The sequence below is a fragment of the Wolbachia endosymbiont (group A) of Epagoge grotiana genome, from assembly GCF_947251775.1.
Taxonomy (GTDB): domain Bacteria; phylum Pseudomonadota; class Alphaproteobacteria; order Rickettsiales; family Anaplasmataceae; genus Wolbachia; species Wolbachia pipientis.
This window is the reverse complement of the sequence record NZ_OX366387.1, coordinates 806,618-825,440: the sequence shown is the minus strand read 5'-3', so window position 1 is coordinate 825,440 and position 18,823 is coordinate 806,618. Positions and strand designations below refer to the sequence as shown.

General features: G+C 34.1%; 9 protein-coding genes and 3 pseudogenes. 7 read left to right on the top strand and 5 right to left on the bottom strand.

Translation table 11 applies throughout. The features are described 5' to 3' along the window. Positions 1–37: 37 nt before the first annotated feature. Both OPR50_RS03770 and OPR50_RS03765 read left to right on the top strand, forming a co-directional pair. Positions 38–1,513, top strand: coding sequence for a cytoplasmic incompatibility factor CifA (locus OPR50_RS03770; protein WP_265024292.1), 1,476 nt, complete (start codon positions 38–40; stop codon positions 1,511–1,513). A gap of 53 nt (positions 1,514–1,566) precedes the next feature. Continuing rightward, positions 1,567–5,091: a cytoplasmic incompatibility factor CifB gene (locus OPR50_RS03765; protein WP_019236548.1), complete on the top strand. Its 3,525-nt coding sequence runs from the start codon at positions 1,567–1,569 to the stop codon at positions 5,089–5,091. 1,038 nt (positions 5,092–6,129) lie between these two features. On the opposite strand, the gene OPR50_RS03760 is transcribed toward OPR50_RS03765, so the two are convergent. Beyond that, a complete protein-coding gene (locus OPR50_RS03760; RefSeq protein ID WP_264339190.1) occupies positions 6,130–6,708 on the bottom strand; it encodes a hypothetical protein in 579 nt (192 codons plus the stop codon). A gap of 75 nt (positions 6,709–6,783) precedes the next feature. Then, positions 6,784–7,414: pseudogene (locus OPR50_RS03755) on the bottom strand (IS5 family transposase); the annotation flags it as partial. 91 nt (positions 7,415–7,505) lie between these two features. On the opposite strand from OPR50_RS03755, the gene OPR50_RS03750 reads away from it, so the two are divergent. Further along, entirely contained in the window at positions 7,506–8,831 is a 1,326-nt protein-coding gene (locus tag OPR50_RS03750; protein WP_265023871.1) for an IS4 family transposase, read from the top strand. A 17-nt stretch (positions 8,832–8,848) separates the two neighbouring features. On the opposite strand, the pseudogene OPR50_RS03745 reads toward OPR50_RS03750, so the two are convergent. Beyond that, positions 8,849–9,001 (bottom strand): annotated as a pseudogene (locus tag OPR50_RS03745) (transposase); the annotation flags it as partial. A gap of 55 nt (positions 9,002–9,056) precedes the next feature. Further along, positions 9,057–10,037 (bottom strand): IS481 family transposase, encoded by a 981-nt coding sequence (locus OPR50_RS03740; RefSeq protein ID WP_265024291.1) that lies wholly within the window; start codon positions 10,035–10,037, stop codon positions 9,057–9,059. 343 nt (positions 10,038–10,380) lie between these two features. On the opposite strand from OPR50_RS03740, the gene OPR50_RS03735 reads away from it, so the two are divergent. From OPR50_RS03735 to OPR50_RS03725, 4 genes and pseudogenes are all read left to right on the top strand, one after another. Then, on the top strand, positions 10,381–10,845 hold the full coding sequence (locus OPR50_RS03735) for an ankyrin repeat domain-containing protein (RefSeq protein WP_265024290.1): 465 nt from the start codon (positions 10,381–10,383) through the stop codon (positions 10,843–10,845). Between the two features lie 189 nt (positions 10,846–11,034). After that, positions 11,035–11,481 (top strand): annotated as a pseudogene (locus tag OPR50_RS08610) (ankyrin repeat domain-containing protein); the annotation flags it as partial. 12 nt (positions 11,482–11,493) lie between these two features. After that, positions 11,494–14,037 (top strand): ankyrin repeat domain-containing protein, encoded by a 2,544-nt coding sequence (locus OPR50_RS03730; protein ID WP_265024289.1) that lies wholly within the window; start codon positions 11,494–11,496, stop codon positions 14,035–14,037. An 827-nt stretch (positions 14,038–14,864) separates the two neighbouring features. Next, positions 14,865–17,513 carry an ankyrin repeat domain-containing protein gene (locus tag OPR50_RS03725; RefSeq protein WP_264704604.1) on the top strand — a complete coding sequence of 883 codons (2,649 nt, stop codon included), beginning with the start codon at positions 14,865–14,867 and terminating at the stop codon, positions 17,511–17,513. A 200-nt stretch (positions 17,514–17,713) separates the two neighbouring features. Here the strand turns inward: OPR50_RS03725 and OPR50_RS03720 are convergent, their stop codons facing one another. Then, entirely contained in the window at positions 17,714–18,673 is a 960-nt protein-coding gene (locus tag OPR50_RS03720; RefSeq protein ID WP_264688607.1) for an IS110 family RNA-guided transposase, read from the bottom strand. Positions 18,674–18,823 lie beyond the last annotated feature (150 nt).

Here is an 18,823-nt window from a genome sequence, read left to right as displayed (position 1 = left end):
TTTTACATGACACTGTTAATACTTAATAGGGGGGATAATGCCAACACAGAAAGAGCTTCGGGCTACGATGTCCAAAAAATTACAGGAAGCTATTAAACATCCAGATCCAGCAGTTGTTGCCGGGAGGAAGTCAGCTATCAAGAGATGGGTGGGAGTCCTTCAAGATAACTTTATGGAGCACATAAAATACTTTAAGGGTGATAAGTTGAAGTTTTTGCACAATGTATTTCAAGATGAAGGTTGCTGGTCAGGTGTAAGGTTGGATAATGCTGCTTTAGGTCAAAGGTTTACTGAAGAAAAAATAGGTGGAATAGATAATCCACTTCGCAAATATGAGATGGCTTGTAGTTACTGTGTAGTGGATAAAATTCATCCTCTCTTTCAAAAAAGATTTGAATCTTATAGGAACAAGTTTCCTCCTGGTGCATTTGATGGTAAAACTGAAACTGAATTTGGCAAATACGTACGAAACTCGTTACTAGATAGCATAAAGAGGAAAGGTCCTGTATTTGATTTCTGGATCGATAGAGAATCTGGGGAATTAAAGAAGTATGATGCAGTAGAAGGTTTTGACAGTGCTGTAAAACTTAAGTGGAGTGAAGGGGTAGAGTATTTTTATAATCATTTAAAAGAAGAAGATAAGGAAAAGAAGCTCACAGAAGCTATTCTTGCTCTTTCTCGCGTTCAATCTGTTGAGAAAGACGCCCCTATTTTAGATTTTTGTGTAAATAAGATAGTCGATAAAGATACTCTTTTACAGAAATTATCACAGAAAGATAAAGGAGTATATTCCCTTTTTGCTGAATTAATAGAGTCATGTTTTTTTGATACGGTTCATGATTTGCTACAGTGCTGGTGTTATAAAGAAGTTTCAGCAAGAGGAGACTGTTCGGACAAAATATTCTCACAGCGAGACTATGAGCTTTTTCTTTCCTCTCTTTCAGATGTGATGTTGAAAAATCCTGAATCAAATGTTCAAGCTAGATCTCTTATTATGGAATTTTGGGAATGTGGTAGCTTGTATCAATACAGAAAAGCTGCTGTTAATACTTCTAATTATACAGTTCCTACAAGTGGTGTATTTGCAGAGTTAATAGTCAATTGGAGACGAGAAGACATTTATAAGACTGATGAAGAAAAAGAAATAGAGAAAAAAGAAATATTAGATATGATGTCATTTGCCAAAGATTGCTTTCCTGAAAAGTTTGAGCTCTTTAAAAAACTAATAATAAGAGACCTTAGATTATGCGGTAGGGAAGGTAAAAGAGTAAATGTAGATTACGGTCTGTTTGCAGAAGAATTATTCTCTGAGTTAGAGAAAACAATTTTGCCACCTGGTCCTGTAGGTGATGGTCCTTGCAGTAATTTGCGATCACGATCTAAAGCTCATGGTAGTAAGAAAACAACTTTGCCAGTTGATGATAGTCCGCAGTCTGAGCTTGGAACTCCTAGTGTAAGTGGTGTTTCTTCTTATAAGAAAAAAAGCGTCTTTACGCTTAGTGGTAATAAGTAATCCACTTATGAACTCTTGGTGTTTTTGGTCGTAGTAAATAAGGGGTATTTTGTATGAGTAATGGTGATGGACTTATTAGGAGTTTGGTGGATGGAGATCTTGAAGGATTCAGACAAGGATTTGAATCTTTTTTAGATCAATGTCCATCTTTCTTGTATCATGTAAGTGCAGGTCGTTTCCTTCCTGTATTCTTTTTTAGTATGTTTTCTACTGCACATGATGCTAATATCTTAAATGCAAATGAGAGAGTCTATTTTCGTTTTGATAACCATGGTGTTAATCCACGTAATGGTGAAAATCGAAATACGGCAAACCTAAAAGTTGCTGTTTATCGTGACGGACAGCAAGTTGTCAGATGCTACAGTATTTCTGATCGTCCTAATAGTGATGGGTTGAGGTTCAGTACAAGGGAGAGAAATGCTCTAGTACAAGAGATTAGACGGCAAAATCCAAATTTAAGGGAAGAAGACCTAAATTTTGAGCAATACAAAGTATGCATGCACGGAAAGGGCAAGAGTCAGGGAGAGGCAATTGCAACGGTATTCGAGGTAATTCGTGAAAAAGATCGTCAAGGTAGGGATAAATTTGCCAAATATTCAGCATCTGAAATCAATCTTATTAGACGGCTCTTAGGAGATCACAGACTAACAATTAAGGAAATAGAAGGAAGACAACTCAATCAAAATCAGCGTAGACAACTTGGTAGGTTGGTCAATTTTGCGCAAGTAGCACAGGGTCAACAAGGAATTGATAATTTTATGGAAATGCTAGCGAGTGATAGAAGACAAGATGTAAGAGATAGAATACGCAGAGAAATTTTGCCATACATAACTGACATCTATAATAATTACAGACAAGTACTGGAAAATAATATTGAAAATCGCAATCAAAGATTTGAGGGTCACGGGTTTTTATTAGGTTTCTTAGCAAATTTTAGTCATCGCTACACAATAGGCATCGATCTTGATTTATCTCCTAGAAACACACATGTTGCATTTCTTGTACGTCATCAAGCAGAAAGAGAAAATATTCCTATTGTTATTAATCTTGCTATATTTGACACACCGTCAGATGTTACATTAAACTGTGCCATAGGCTACGCTGGAAGGTTACACACTTCTTCATTTATACCTATCCATACTGAATCAAGAAATACTGTCTGTGTTGGATTAAATTTTAATTTAGATCTAGATCCTTTTAGTGTTGATACAGTAGAACTTCAACAGGATAGATTTCCTTTAGTACAAAGATTATTTGAGTGTTTAGAGAATGAAGGCATTAGAGAAAATGTTAGAGATTTCTTGCTTCACCATCTTCCTGCTGAAATACCAAGAAATGCAGAGAATTATAATAGAATATTTGATTGCATAACTGGCTTTGCTTTTGGAAGTAGTGCTTTTGATAGGCACCCTTTAGAACTAGAAGAGGAAGACGAAGCACCTATAACAAAGTACATATTTAGACATGGTGATGAGGGTTTAAGATGTTTAACTATGGTCTTTCATGCTGAAGGTTCTGATATAGTTATACTTCATATTAGAGCTCACGATGCGCAACAACAAGGAGCCATCAATTTACAGACTCTTAATGTTAATGGAAATGATGTTCATGTGTGGGAAGTTTCATGCACACTTAATAATCAACTTGAACTAGATATTGATCTACCAAATGACCTTGGTTTATATCACGATTACCAAAATAATAATGCAAATAATTTTCTTGCTGGTGATCTTGTACAAGTGCCCAATACTGAAAATGTACATAATACTTTAAATCAAGTTGTGAATGATGGCTGGAAAAATATAGCTCAGCATAGAGGATTATTTCAAGAGATCTCTGGAGCATTGATGCCGCTTGTGGATACAATAAATGTTAATAGTGAGGATAAGTTCCGTTCTATACTACATGGTACATTTTATGCTAGTGATAATCCTTATAAAGTGCTTGCTATGTATAAAGTTGGTCAAACATATAGTTTAAAAAGGGGGCAGGAAGAAGAAGGAGAAAGGGTAATACTCACAAGAATTACAGAACAGAGATTAGATCTTTTATTATTAAGACAACCTAGAGAGAATGACCTAGATACTCACCCAATTGGATATGTGTTAAGACTTGCTAATAATGCAGAAGAAGTAGGACAACAGCAAAATGATGCGAGACAAGAAATCGGAAGACTTAAGAAACAACACAGAGGATTTATACCTATTACTTCTGGAAATGAGGTGGTTTTGTTTCCTATTGTGTTTAATAGAGATGCACGCGAAGCAGGTAATCTTATACTTTTCCCAGAAGGGATAGGAAGAGAAGAGTATGTACACAAGCTTGATCGTCATGTTCGCGGTTCAAGACCAGGAGGATTAGTGGGACCTGAAAGTGTTATTGATGAGAATCCACCAGAAGGTCTATTATCAGATCAGACTCGTGAAAACTTTAGGCGTTTTTACGAAGAAAAAGCACCAGGACAAAATTCGATTTTTTTGCTTGATATAGGCGACAATCTACATGTTCCGTTTAGTTACTTGCAAGGTACTAGAGCACAGGTAATAGAAACATTAAAGTCAAGAATAAGGGGAGGTGGTACTCCTACAGCACAAGGAATATTACAACAAATAAATGCTATCCTTCGTAGAAACAACGCTCGTGAGATAGAAGATGTGCATGATCTACTTGCACTAGACTTTGCAACAGATAATCAAAATTATCGTTATTGGCTACAAACTCATGACATGTTTTTCGCTGCACAACAATATACTTTTTATGATGATCGATCTAATCCAACTAATAATCGTCATGATTTTACAATAACTTCAGTAGGAGTCGATGGAAATCAAAATGATCCAACAGGTAGGGGCTTATTAAGTAGTCACATAGCTAACTTTAAACAAAAAGTAGATTCGGGTGAAAAAGATAGATTAATTGCTATTATTAATGTAGGTAATCGTCATTGGGTTACATTAGTTATTGTACACCAAAATGGAAATTATTATGGGTATTATGCTGATTCACTTGGTCCAGATAGTGGTATTGACAATAATATTCGAGGAGCTTTAAGAGAATGTGATATTAACGATGATAATGTCCATAATGTTTCCGTTCATCAGCAAACAGATGGCCATAATTGTGGCATATGGGTATACGAAAATGCTAGGGATATTAACCAAGCTATTGATCAAGCTTTACAGGGAAATAATAACTTTGGAGAGAAAGGTGAGGGTATTATAGGTTATATACGTGGTCTTCTTAGTGTAGGCATTGGAAATGACACTAGACAATCTCAAAGAAATGAACAATACTTTAAAAATCGGAGAAGAAATATTTCACAATTATTCCAAAATGATCCTCTATCTTCTCCTAGGGGTAGACTGATTCAAGATCATCCAGGAATTCAACATGAAATTGATCCATTACTATTACAATTTTTAGGACTCCAATACCCACAGCGTGGAGGTGGAGGAGCATTACAATTAGGCGGAGAAAGAGTGATATCAATTGATTTTGGTAACCCGCAGTCTGCATTAGATAAAATTGATGGAGTGAGTAGAGTTTATAACCATAGCAATAGTAGAGGTAGTAGGTAGAAGTTAATAGGTGGATGAAGTTTTCTTTACTCTATATTTACGCATTGGTTGTAATCGGTCTTCTAGGTTGTTTCTGCATATTTTATCTTACTATTACCCACAAATATAAATGTTTGTTGCGTAGCTCTTAATGGCATAACTTTTGCTTGAAATAACTGTTTATATGGTGCAATTTACAGCTTTTAGTTGCTAAAATTATAACTCTTAGTTTAATAATTTTAATCCAATAAGCTTTCAGGTTAATAAAATTAAATTATTTGAGTAAATACAATACTATGTTTTTATTTGTGGGTAATAGTAAGATATTTTATGGTGGTGTTTATTAACAATAATATAGAAGACTATTATTAAGACTCTTGTCCGTAAAGCACCTTCATTTGCTCCTCTCATGAGAGTGATATTTCCTTCAAATCAGCTAGTTTTAGATGCTGAGGTTGTGTGCCGTTTAAAATGGCTTCCTTAATTTTGGGTATCAAATAATTTAAACGTAAGACCCATTGTAAAAGATAAGATTTAATTTGAAAGAAAAATTGATGTGGTTAAAACTTGACCTTGCGCAGTATAGGAATATTTTTTATAAAAAGAACAATATCGATTTGAAATGTAAAATTATCATAAATTTTTCTTTTTATTCTCAAATGAATTACTATTAATTCAGTAAACTATATTATTAATATCTCAAGTAAATCAACCATTTTCAGCGCTCAAAACCAAGTGCGGTGAGAACAAGTTTTTTTGGTATGGATTGGACTGCCACGTGTACCATACGAACTTTTATTTATAATAATTTTACTATACGCTAAAACCAGCTATATTAGCCTGATTGAGCCACATTTACATATGAACTGGTTTGCCTAACTTCGTTGCAAAGGTTGCAAGCTTCTATTTTTACAATCCTATTTTTACGCAACTTGTTCTCAAAAATATACGACCTTTTTTGAAGGAGTAAATAATTCAATTTGCCGTGACACTAATAGACTGATATTTTTATAAAATCTTTTCTATATTAGTTCAAACCTTTCAAAAATTTTCAGTCTTTCATATCCACCAAGAAGGTCCTGCAACTGATTCATGACTTACACTACTAAATGCAGAATTTGGTATTTGCAGTTGTTTTACTATCTCTTCTACCTCTACTTTTTCTTTTTCTACTTTCCTCTTTTCTTTCTCTGCTACATCCCTTGCTTGTACTACTCTCGTTACTATACTTAGCTTTAATCTATCAATATTAAGATCACTACATTCTGGTACATTCTCTCTTTTCTCTCCTTCAATAAAACTTCTGCTTAGCTTCTCAAACTCATTCGCAAGCTTTGATAATCTTTCAAAGTCAGGCTCTTTCACTTCCCTCTTCAACTCCCTATACTCTTTACATAGGTTCTTAAATTTTGTTGTATAACCTTCATTTAAAACCAGAAAAGTATATTGGCACTCTAAAAACTTCTGCACTTCCTTATTTTGTTTTATTCTTTTTCTTGATATATCTTGATCGCCTGCTTCATCGTATAGTAAATCAAGAGCTTTCTTCTCTGCTATTTCCATTTCAACTTTTGCTTCTGCTTTTTCTCTAGCTCTTCTTTCTTCCTCTTTAGCTCTTCTTTCTTCTTCTGCTCTCACTTCTGCTTCTTCTGCTCTTCTTTCTGATATTTCACTTTCATTCTTTAATTGCTCAATTTCTTTCTTAGAGCCTGTTCATAATCTTTTCAGAAGCAAAGCAGCGAAAGCAAGAACGACCATTTGTAGGCTAGTGTTGAGTTTCCGCTCGCAATTTTTCCACAATCGCCTACATTTTTGCAACCAAGCAAAAGATCTCTCAACAACCCATCTTTTCGGCAATACGACAAAGGTGTGTAATTCGTTTCGCTTTATTACTTCAACGGTAGCGCCAATAGTTGCTTTTATTTGTGTTGCAAAATTTTCTCCTGTGTAGCCAGCATCAACTAGTATATTTTTAACTTCAGATAGGTTTTCTTTAGCATTTTTAACCATTCTCACAGCGCTACTACGATCAGTTATTTCTGCCGTTGTTATATAAATTGTGTGGGGTAAACCTTGCGTATCTACCGCAATATGGCGTTTTATTCCTGAAACCTTTTTGCCTGCATCATAGCCTTTTTCTTCAGCAGTATCTGCATTTTTTACGCTTTGTGCATCAATTATGCAGAAGCTGTTTTTTTCTTTCCGACCATTGTTTTGTCGGACCATGCCAACTATTTTTTTTTAATACCAGCTCCAGAACACTTTCTTTATTTGCATCTGCTTTTTCACTCCATTTCTTAAAATAGTCGTAACAATTCCGCCATTTTGGAAACTCTTTTGGTAACCATACGCGTCAAGTTAAGGAAATAAAGGTATGAAAGAGATAGAATAATAAGGTATAAGTTCTCCCAGATATACTTTTAGTGAGAGAACCAATGAATAAAATAACTTGCTTATCAAAAAAGCTCAAAGAAATTTTTAATGAAAAAGCAGAGAAAATCTCAATTACAACAAGGTTTATAAAAAGAAAGAGAAAGCTAAAAGGTTCATCATTCGTAAAAGCCATGGTCTTGGGTAATATAGGAGTTGATAATTGTAGCGTAGAAACAATGTGTCAATTACTAAACGAGGACTCGATAGATATAACAAAACAAGGTTTGGATTTTAGATTTACTGAAGAAGCAGTGGAATTTATGAAAAGGATGTATAATGAATCTGTGATTCTCTTTAAAAATATCTTGCAAGTTGATTGCAAAATCTTACAGCAATTTAATAGTGTTAAATTATTGGACAGTAGCTATATTACTCTACCTAACAGTATGGAAGAGATGTATAAAGGTTATGGTACTAGCTACAGTGGCTATGAAAGCAATACTAAGTCTGGAATAAAGTTACAATTAGTTTTCGACTACATGAATCAGATAATAGACCAACTTAATTTAACGGAGGGGGTAAGATCAGACCAGGGATATAGGAAACATTTAAGTAATATATTAAGCAATGATTTGCTAATATCTGATCTCGGTTATTTTGTGCCAAGTTCTTTTAAACAAATCAATGAAATAGGAGCTTATTTCATAAGTCGTTATAAATCCGATACCAACATATATGATGTAGAAACAAATCAAAAAATGGAGTTATTAGAATGTTTAGAGGATAAGTTATTTTTAGAAAACGAGGTATTGTTAGGAAAAGAAGCAAAAATTAGAGTAAGAATTATATGTCAGAAACTAACTGAAGAACAGTCTATGGCCAGAAGAAGGAAAGCTAATAGATTAGCAAGATCGCAGGGATATACATCCTCTAAAAGAAATCAAAAATTGTTGAACTGGTCAATATTTATAACTAATGTTCCAGAAAATAAAATTAGTGCTGAGCAAGTATTAACGATTTACAGAGTAAGGTGGCAAATTGAGTTATTATTTAAATTGTATAAAAGCCATATCAGGCTTGATAAGCTAAAAGGAAAGCCATGCAGAGTATTATGTGAACTATATGCTAAATTGTGCGCAATTCTTATATTTCACGGCATAGTTGGTTGCACAGAAGTGAAAAAGAATACAGAACTTAGCTTAACAAAGGCATTTATTGAGCTAAAAAGGCGGGTTAGAGAGTTATTTTTAGTATTAACCAAAATTAATAGTTTAAAAGCATTTCTTAAAAAACTCACTATAACTTGGTCGCGATTTTCATTAAAAGACAAACGTAGAAGGGCTAGAGTATCCACTTTAACCTCTCTAAATTTGCTCACAATCTCTTAACTTGACGCGTATGCTTTTGGTAACATTCTCCACTGGCAGCCACTTTTTAAGACGTATAACACTCCACAAAATACATCATATAAATCAAGTGTTCTTGGCTTTGTCCTCTTCCTGCAAGACTCCAGATCTGCTACAATAATCTCAAACTTTTCTCGACTTATATGTGTGATTCATAGAGGTTATTGCAACTAATTTGTCAGATCAAGTCTGAACTTGAAATACCTGTTAAGAGGTTTTGTATTTTTGAAGTGACTTTAACTCTTGGTCATGTTTGTAATTTTGCATGACAAACGTTTCTTTTGATGAAATATAATTTTTTTGTATTTCACTTAGACAAGGAATTGTTTTTTCCAGTTCTTTATATTTTTCCCAAGGAGTCTTTCCCTGAAGAGAGCTATGAGGACGTTGTTTATTATAATATTCTTCCCAATCCCTAAGCTTGACTTGCAGTTCATGATCCTTAATGTTAACGCTACTATAAAATTCATCTAAATCTGTACGCTGCGCTCTTTCTACTTTACCATTTAAATGTGGTGAAAACGGCTTAATTGGACGGAATTTTATTTTCCATTCTTTTAGACACTCTTGCACTTCGTAAGCAAAAAATTCTTGTCCTCTATCGGTTTGAATCCTTTGACAATGAAATGGAGCCCTTTCCCTTAATTGTTTTAAGAAATCCAGAGTATTTTTTGAAGTACGCCTTGAGTATAATGCGATAACTTTATAACGCGTACAATCATCTATAGCAGTATATTGATAAAGCCCCGAGGATATTTTGCAAACATCCATTTGTACACGCTCTCCTGGCACTTTGCAGTTATAACGCTTAATCTGCTTGCGATAGTGGCGTTTAATACGTAAAAGACTTACATCGTGTTTCTTCAAAACTTTGTGTATAGTAGCCAATGCAAAAGAGATATCATGTAAACGCTTCAATTCAGCTTGAATACGTCTTGCTCCTAATTTTCTAGCTTTTCTCAGATGAAGAATGAGCTGCTCATTTGACTCGTTGATTTTTTGTAAGGGTAAAGTTTTAGGCCTGCTACTAAGGTTTGACAATCCCTGTGCACCTAGCTTTTCATAACGTTTGTACCATTTTCGTAAGGTAAAGCGTGAAATGTTATAGTGTTGACACACTTTGCCTGCATGAACTAATTTTTTGTATAATTCTATCCAATTCAAACGCAACTTAACTTTGGTATCCATTTACTGATTGCCTCTTGTTGATGAATTTATTCATATTATTGTAATAAGGTATTTAAACTATCACAAGTCAAAGTTTTTATTTTATCTTACATTTTTGCTGTAATAACCTCTATGAATCACACAACTTATATCACTTGGATAACTTTTTTGCATAGATATATACCTCTTTCTTAAATCTATGCCTATTTTAACTCATATTTCCAAGATTCTTAACAGGTTCTAAGGAAAGTTAACGCAGCCAAAACAAGTGTAACAGATATTTCCAAGTAAGACATTTTTAAACAACTTATATTGGTTGCAAATTTTACTTTAAGTGTTATAGTAAGGTATTTAACGAGGCAAAATGGAAGATAGACACATTCCTTTTCTTTCATCCTTAGCTATTTTGCTATGGTATGGTATTAATAAAGCAGATAGATATGGATCTACTCCTTTACACTTAGCTGTTCAATCAGGTAATCTTGAGATAATAAATGCTTTAGTAGGAAGAGGTGCTGATATTAATAAAGCAGATAAATATGAACGTGCTCCTTTACACTTAGCTGTACAAGTAGGTGATGTTAATGTAGTAAATGCTTTATTAGCAAGAAGTGCTAATGTTAATAAAGTAGATAGATATGGACATACTCCTTTGCACTTAGCTGTTCAATCAGGTAATCTTGAGATAATAAATGCTTTAGTAGGAAGAGGTGCTGACGTTAATCAAACGGATGGACATACTCCTTTACACTTAGCTGTTCAATCAGGTAATCTTGAGATAGTAAATACCCTAATAGAACCTTACTATTACCCACAAATAAAAACATAGTATTGTATTTACTCAAATAATTTAATTTTATTAACCTGAAAGCTTATTAGATTAAAATTATTAAACTAAGAGTTATAATTTTAGCAACTAAAAGCTGTAAATTGCACCATATAAACAGTTATTTCAAGCAAAAGTTATGCCATTAAGAGCTATGCAACAAACATTTATATTTGTGGGTAATAGTAAGTAATAGAACGGGGGGCTGATGTTAATAAAGCAGATAAATATGGATATACTCCTTTACACTTAGCTGTTCAATCAGGTAATCTTGAGATAATAAATGCTTTAGTAGGAAGAGGTGCTGATATTAATAAAGCAGATAAATATGAACGTGCTCCTTTACACTTAGCTGTACAAGTAGGTGATGTTAATGTAGTAAATGCTTTATTAGCAAGAAGTGCTAATGTTAATAAAGTAGATAGATATGGACATACTCCTTTACACTTAGCTGTTCAATCAGGTAATCTTGAGATAATAAATGCTTTAGTAGGAAGAGGTGCTGATGTTAATAAAGCAGATAAGTATGGATCTACTCCTTTAAATTTTGCTGCTCAAATAGGTAATGCTGAGATAATAAATGCTCTAGTAGCACATGAAGTGGGTGATGATATATGTACACCTTTACATTTAGCTGTTCTAAGGAACGATATGGAGTTAGTAAATAGTCTAATAAAACAAGGGGCTAATGTTTGTCAAGAGAGTAGGGGCAGATATATACCTTTACATTTAGCTGCTCGAGCAGGTAATGTTGAGATGATAAATGCTCTAATAGAACAAGGTGCCAAGATTAATCAAATGAATAATGATAGATTTACTCCTTTACATTTTACTGTACAAGTAGGTGATGTTGATGTAGTAAATGCTTTATTAGCAAGAAGTGCTAATGTTAATGAAGTAGGTAAGTACGGATTTACTCCTTTGCATTTTGCTGCTCAAGTAAGCAATGCAGAGGTGATAAGAGCTCTGATAGAAAGAGGGGCTGGCGTTAATCAAATGAATAGTGACGAATCTGTTTTCGGAAGTAGTGACAGATATGCTTACGGAAGCACTCCTTTACATTTAGCTATTGAGAAAGGCAATTTCGAGGCAGTGAATTGTTTATTAGAAGAAGGTGCTGATATTAATCAAACGGATGGATATGGACGTACTCCTTTACATTTAGCTATTGAGGAAGGCAATTTCGAGGCAGTGAATGCTTTAGTAGGAAGAGGTGCTGATGTTAATAAAGCAGATAGATATGAACGTACTCCTTTATACTTAGCTGTTCAACTAGGTAATCTTGAGATGGTAAATGCTTTAGTAGGAAGAGGTGCTGATATTAATAAAGCAGATAAATATGAACGTACTCCTTTAAACTTAGCTGTTCAATTAGGTAATGCTGAGATAATAAATGCTCTAATAGCACATGAAGTGGGTGATGATATATGTACACCTTTACATTTAGCTGTTCTAAGAAACGATATGGAGTTAGTAAATAGTCTAATAGAACGAGGGGTTGATGTTAATAAAGCAAATAAGTATGGATTTACTCCTTTACATTTTGCTGTTAGAAGCAACAATATACAGATGGTAGATACTCTAATAAAACGAGGGGCTGATGTTAATAGGGTGAGTAGAAGTGGATATACTGTCTTACATTGGGCTGTTAAAAGTAATAATATACAGGCAGTAAATACCCTAATAGAACAAGGAGCTGAAATTAAGGATGTTGACTATCCTTTAGATTGGGCTGTAGGTTATGAGTTTCAAGATATAGCAAAGCTTTTAATGGAACATGAAGTTAAGTTAAAGGGTTGCAATGTAAGAAAGCCACGAGATATCGTGCAACATAATCCCGATCTTGAAATAGAAGCGTCAGAATATATTGATAGATGTGTGAATGAAATAGAAGGGATAAAAAAAGAAATAATTAATGGTAATGTTACATTTTACGATCTTTTGACAAGCAAAGGTGATAAATTAGCATCTTTGATGCTTAATAAAGATATAGTAACAGTATTGGAGAAAGGTGAATATAAAAGTAAATTTCCTACGTATTCCAAGATAATGGAAAGTCAATATGAAATAGGAAAGGAGAATTTACACCTATTCAATCGAGCTTTGGAAGCAATCTTCAATCTTTTTGTAGTGAAAAATTTACCTCTAGAAATAGGTGAAATGATAGTAAAATATCTACCAAGTAGTTTCGATAGAAAATCCTTAATTAAGTTGGTAGAGGTGAAAGGGCTACCTAATGAGAAAGTGATAGAGAGAAGGTCTTCATTAGAGCATAAAACTATACCTACTACTCAAACTGTGCAAGACATATTAACACAAATAAGAGGGATTCTTGATAACCAACAGATAGAAGTAAATGATCTGCTTACACTGGAATTTGCAACAAGTGCTGGCTATTATGATTACTGGCTTCAACAAATTGATATAGCCCGTGCTGCAAGATTGCTATATCAGTTTCGTACTGAAGGTAATCACACTTTTGAAGTAGCTAATTTGGAGGGGAATGACGGTAACGAGCCCATTGTTGGAGTATTAAATCAATTTAGGGAAAATGAAGAACAACAGCGTTTAACCTTAATCATTACTTTAAATAATGCTCATTGGGTTACACTAGTGATTGAACGTCAAAATGGGAACTATGTTGGATACTATGCTGATTCAACTGCTACTGCTGTTCCAGGTGATATTACTGATATCATTCAAAATAACTTAGGAAATAATATCAGGATTAATAATGTTTCTGTTAGTCAGCAAACAGATGGCTGGAATTGTGGTTTATGGGCATTAGAAAATGCTAATAGTATTAATCGAGTTCTAAACGAAAATCCTGTTGGGAAAGTGCAGAATATCATAAATATAATACGCGATTTTCTTGAAAGAGGTCACCCAAAAAGAGATAGAAATTACTTTCAGAACATAAGAGTGGGCATTTCACAATTATTCAGGAATGATCCGGGATTTCAAGATGTGCAATTGCAAGCATACATTCAAAATAGAGAACAAATTGATCCATTACTACGTACTTATCTAGAATTAGGATATCACAGAGTAGGAGGAGGGTATGGATTAGTAGAAGCACCTATATCGCTTGGTGTTAGTGATCCCAGTAATTTTGGTGACCTGCCACAGTCTAGTTTAGAAGGTCCTGAAGCTAGTCGTGTTTCTGACCTTAGCAAAGGTAAAGGCGGTAGGTAGAGCTAATCGGTAGATGAAAGGAGTGTAATAAAAACCTTATGCATCAAGTAGAGATGTGAGCAATTTTAAAGAAGTTAAGGTGGGTAACCTGTTTTTTTCTACTTGCAGCAATGTTTCAAAAAGTATATGTGTCGAGTTGGGTAAAGTTGAAGGAGGTTCTGAAATGAGCAGTTATTAATTTGGTAGTGTATAACATTAATAAATTTAAATGATGCAACCATTTCCAGCAACAAAAATCAGCTAGCGTGAGAAGATTTTTTCTTGGAATCGCGTGGTCTACCGCTAGATCCGTGCGAACTTTTCTTTATAATAATTTTACTATACCACAAAATCCGCTATATTAGACTACTTCAGCTAAATTCACATATGAACTAACTTACCTAGCTTCGGTGCAAGAATTTTAAGCTTCTATTTTCACAACGCAGCTTTTATTTAAATTGTTCTCGCGAAGGTACGTACTATTTTTCTATTTTTGGAATAAAGTAAACAAATAAATTTTCGTTGATGCTAGAGAGTGTAATATTTTGTTGCATTAGAACGGACTTTTAATGTAAGTTGACAGAGCTTTTGATATGTTTCCTTGTTGAATAATTCTAAAATAAATTAATGTTTCTAATTTAGAGGTTTATTATGCATGTTGACAAAAGCTAGGTTAATTCGTACCATTAATACGGTAATATTATAGATATAGCTCTTTTTACAATAATCCGAACAGACCGTAATATGCTACTGGCCTGCTATAGCCATAAACACATATCTTATCGCATTCGGACTATTATAAGAAAGGCTATACTTTAAAAAGTAGAAGGCCAGTGTTGTTAGGGGGAATGATGGATAGTGACCACTATGAGGTATTAGGAGTGAAACCCGATGCCACTCAACATAAGATAAGACAGGAATACCACAGGTTGTCTAAGGAGTATCATCCGGATAGATTTCTTTCACCTGGTGAACGGGATAAACACAGAAAACTATCGGAAAGAAAAAAAGATGGGGAATCACTCTCATCGTTAGAAGAAGAGCAGCTAGTTCAGCTTGAAAAAAAACTCTTGCCCTTTAAGAAAATTTCTTTTGCATATGGTACATTATCCGACTCAAAAAAAAGAGAGCGCTATGACAGAAAGAGAGAATCTTGTACCCGTGATGGGTATAGTCAAACACCAAGGGCGAGAGATGAAAATAATGATGAAGCTTCAGAAGAATTTGATGAAGAATTCGATATTTCTTACACGACAACCCTTAATGAGTTGAGAAACACTTTAAGCAAAGCAGTCAATGGTGATGATTATCAAAAATTAAATGAAGTTATAAGGGATAATCGATATTATGTGTTTATAACTAGTCTGAATAGTGATAATTTTAAAGCCTTTTGTTCAGAATACCTTAATTTGGATTTGCACGAAAGGACTGATCGTAAGTATATATATGACAACATATTGTCAAAGTATAATCTTGGCACAGAAGGTGGTGATTGCAATTTTTTAGAAAGAGAATTAATACTTCTAGCAATTGCAGCCAATAACAAGCTCGCAGAAAAGTATCAGGATGTATTGCTTAATCAAGAAGATTTAGAACTAAAATCTCTATTACTGCTTGTAGGCGGGCAAAAATACATTGACATTTTATCCGATAAATTGAAAGAGAAAGATAACCGAATAAAAGTTGTAAGCCATAAATTCTTTTCAACTATAGCATTAAGAAAGGAATTTAACCAGCTTTTTACTAGCCATATTACTCAATACTTGAAAACATTAAAAGATAACAATATTGTTGATACGATACGTAATATACTTGATGCAGCGACGTCTGTTCAAAATAAAGAGTGTATCAAAGCAATACTAGTTTCATCCAGAAAAGCTGGACTTAGTGGTGCTAGTCTTTTGTATCTTGCTGCTTGCTATAGTAGAGAAACAGCTCAAGACTTTTTGAATAATGGAATTAGTGTTAATGTTAAAGATATTAATGATATGACACCTTTACACTTTATAGCTCGCAATGTAGGTCAAGTAGCTCAAAAAGATACTAATAATGGGTGGTTTTCTGTGTTGCCTAACTGGTTGAATTTTTCTAGTAGTAGCGCAGGCAACGATGATACGGCACCCTTTCGAGAAGGTATAGAGTTTCTTCTTGGTAAAGGTGCTAACATTGATGCCAAAGATAGTGGTGGTATGACACCTTTACACTTTGCAGTTTGTAATGGCAATTTGGAGATGATAAAGTTTCTTGTGAAGGAAGGCGCTGACTTTGATCTTGAATGTAAGGGTAAAACTGTTTTAGATTTGGCAAGATCATCAGAATCAGAAAACAAAGAAGAAGTGATAAAATTCTTTGAGGAAGAGGTAGAAATAGGAAAGAGGCGTACACCTTTACATTACGCTATTTTAAGTGATAATTCTAAAACACTTAAGCTTCTTCTCGAACAAGAACGCTTTATTAACGCTCAAGATTCTGAAAATTGTACGCCTTTAGCCCTTGCTATTGAAAAGAGCAAATTGGAAGCCATTAATCTTTTACTTAATCATGAAGATTATTTTGATTTTTCATACTTGAGCTTGGCAATCAAAAAGTTGAAAGTATCAAACAACAGAGCAAAGGACATATTTAATCTTTTGGCAGAGAAACTTAAAAAGGAATTTGATGAAACAAAAGCTCAACTTAAACAAGGAAATGGTGATCTAATTAGCCAAGTACAAGTAGAGAAACTTAAGGAAACAGAAGCTAAACTTGCAAGGAATAATGAAGCGCTGGAGCAGATACAGATTGAACTCAAAGTAAAGAAGCAAGAGTTTGCAAATAAAGAGAAAGAGCTAGAAGGTAAAACTAAGGAAGTAGCTGTGCTTCTTAAGGAAAAAAATGGTCTAACTAGTCAAGTAGAAAAGCTTAAGCAAGCAAACGCTGAACTAAAAGAAAAAGCTAGCCAGGTGGAAGAAAATAGTCAATTAAAGGAGAAGCTAAATAGTGAAGTAAATGAACTTAGAGAAGAATCCAATAGAACAAAGGCTCAGCTTAAAGAGAAGGAAGGAGAAGTTAGTAAATTAAATGATCAGGTAACTCAATTTATTAATGAAAAAAGTCAACTTAGAGATGAACTTAACGCAACAAAAGCTCAGCTTGTAGACTTGCAGAAAAAGCTCGATGATGCAAAGCAATTAGAAGAGAATTTAAATGGAATGCAACAAAGCTTGAAAGGTCCAAATCCAGATAATGGAAGCAAAAAACTCTCAGCAGCAAGCGCTCAGGGTAGAAAGCAAATAACCTATGCTTCTATTTCTTTTGTATTATCTGGAGCATTTGCTGTTGGTGCAAGTTTAACAATGTTTCATTCAGCAGTGTGTATTATACTTTCTGTAGCCGCATTAACTTTTCTTGCAGTAGGGTGTTACTGTTCATATAAGGCAAATACGGCACTTAGTAATGTTGAAACCGATCAAGTCTTAAAGGATCCTGAACGTGTAGTTTCTCAAAATAGTGTTTAGAGCAGTTGTGTTAAAAGTCAATAGAAAAATACTAAAAATAAATTTTTACTTAGTGGACTATAAAGCCAAAGATGCTTTTAACACATTTTACGTAATTTAAGTTGTAGTATTTGATTTGAATTCTTTTAAGAAGTGTGGATGTGGATAAGTGCTTTCAGTCTGTGTAAGCGCACTTATCCACAACTACACTAATTTTCAATCTAAGCAGCTTTAGGGCTATATTCCTCAGTAAAAACCCTGCCATCTCTGATTAAAGAGTTAGCAAGGATAAGTAATTTTCTCATGGCAGCAGTAGAAGCAACTTTATATGGTTTTTTGTATTGATCGTATAGCCTATCAAAGAAGATTCTTATATAAGAATTGTACTTTTGTGCACTAAGAACACACATATGTAAAACTGTTCTAATCTGTGATCTACCACCTTGAATACATCTTTTTCCTTTACTAAAACCACTATCTCGATTAAAAGGTGCAACTCCAGAAAGGCTAGATATTTCTTTATGTCGGAGAGTTCCTAATTCTGGTAGATAACAGATCATAGTAATAGCTAAGATTCTACCTGCTCCTGGCATACTAGTTATTGATATGTATTTTTCTTTAAGCTCTTGACTTTGCTCAATCAATGTTATCATCTCGTCTTCTAAAACTTGAATTTGACTTTGCAAAATGGCAAGTAGTTCTTCCATTTGTTTGATTATGGATATATCAGTTACTTGATGAGCTTGAGTTTTTTGTATTTTTGCCATTTCCACTAATTGATTTCTGCGAGATAACTTTTGCTTCAAACTGTCAATATTACTAACCTTTAAAGGAGTAACACGCATATCTGTATTATTGATATAACGTGAGATGATGCTGCAGTCTATTTTATCAGTTTTAGTAGCGATACCAAGGCTTTTTGCATAATCTCTAACCCATCTAGGTTGAATAACATATACTTCGAAACCATGGCTTAGTAAAGTATAAGCACATAATTTTTCGTACCCACCAGTTGCTTCAAGTCCAACTTTGGTTACATTATGCAAACGTAAAAAGTCGAGTATTTGATCAATAGCTTGAACGTCATTTTCAAATACTTTATAATGTCCAAGTGGATGAATGTGGATATCTAGCTTATTTTTGCTAACATCAATGCCAGCAATGATATTTGATGAATTCATAATTCCTCCGTAAGAATAATATAATACTGCATTTTCCACCCTTATATACGAGCCTAAAAACTCAATCAGTTGTTCGGAACTATTCAGTATATAAACAGAGAAGAGAACCTTGCTCCAATACGGTCCCTTATGACCAAGATCTATGACGGT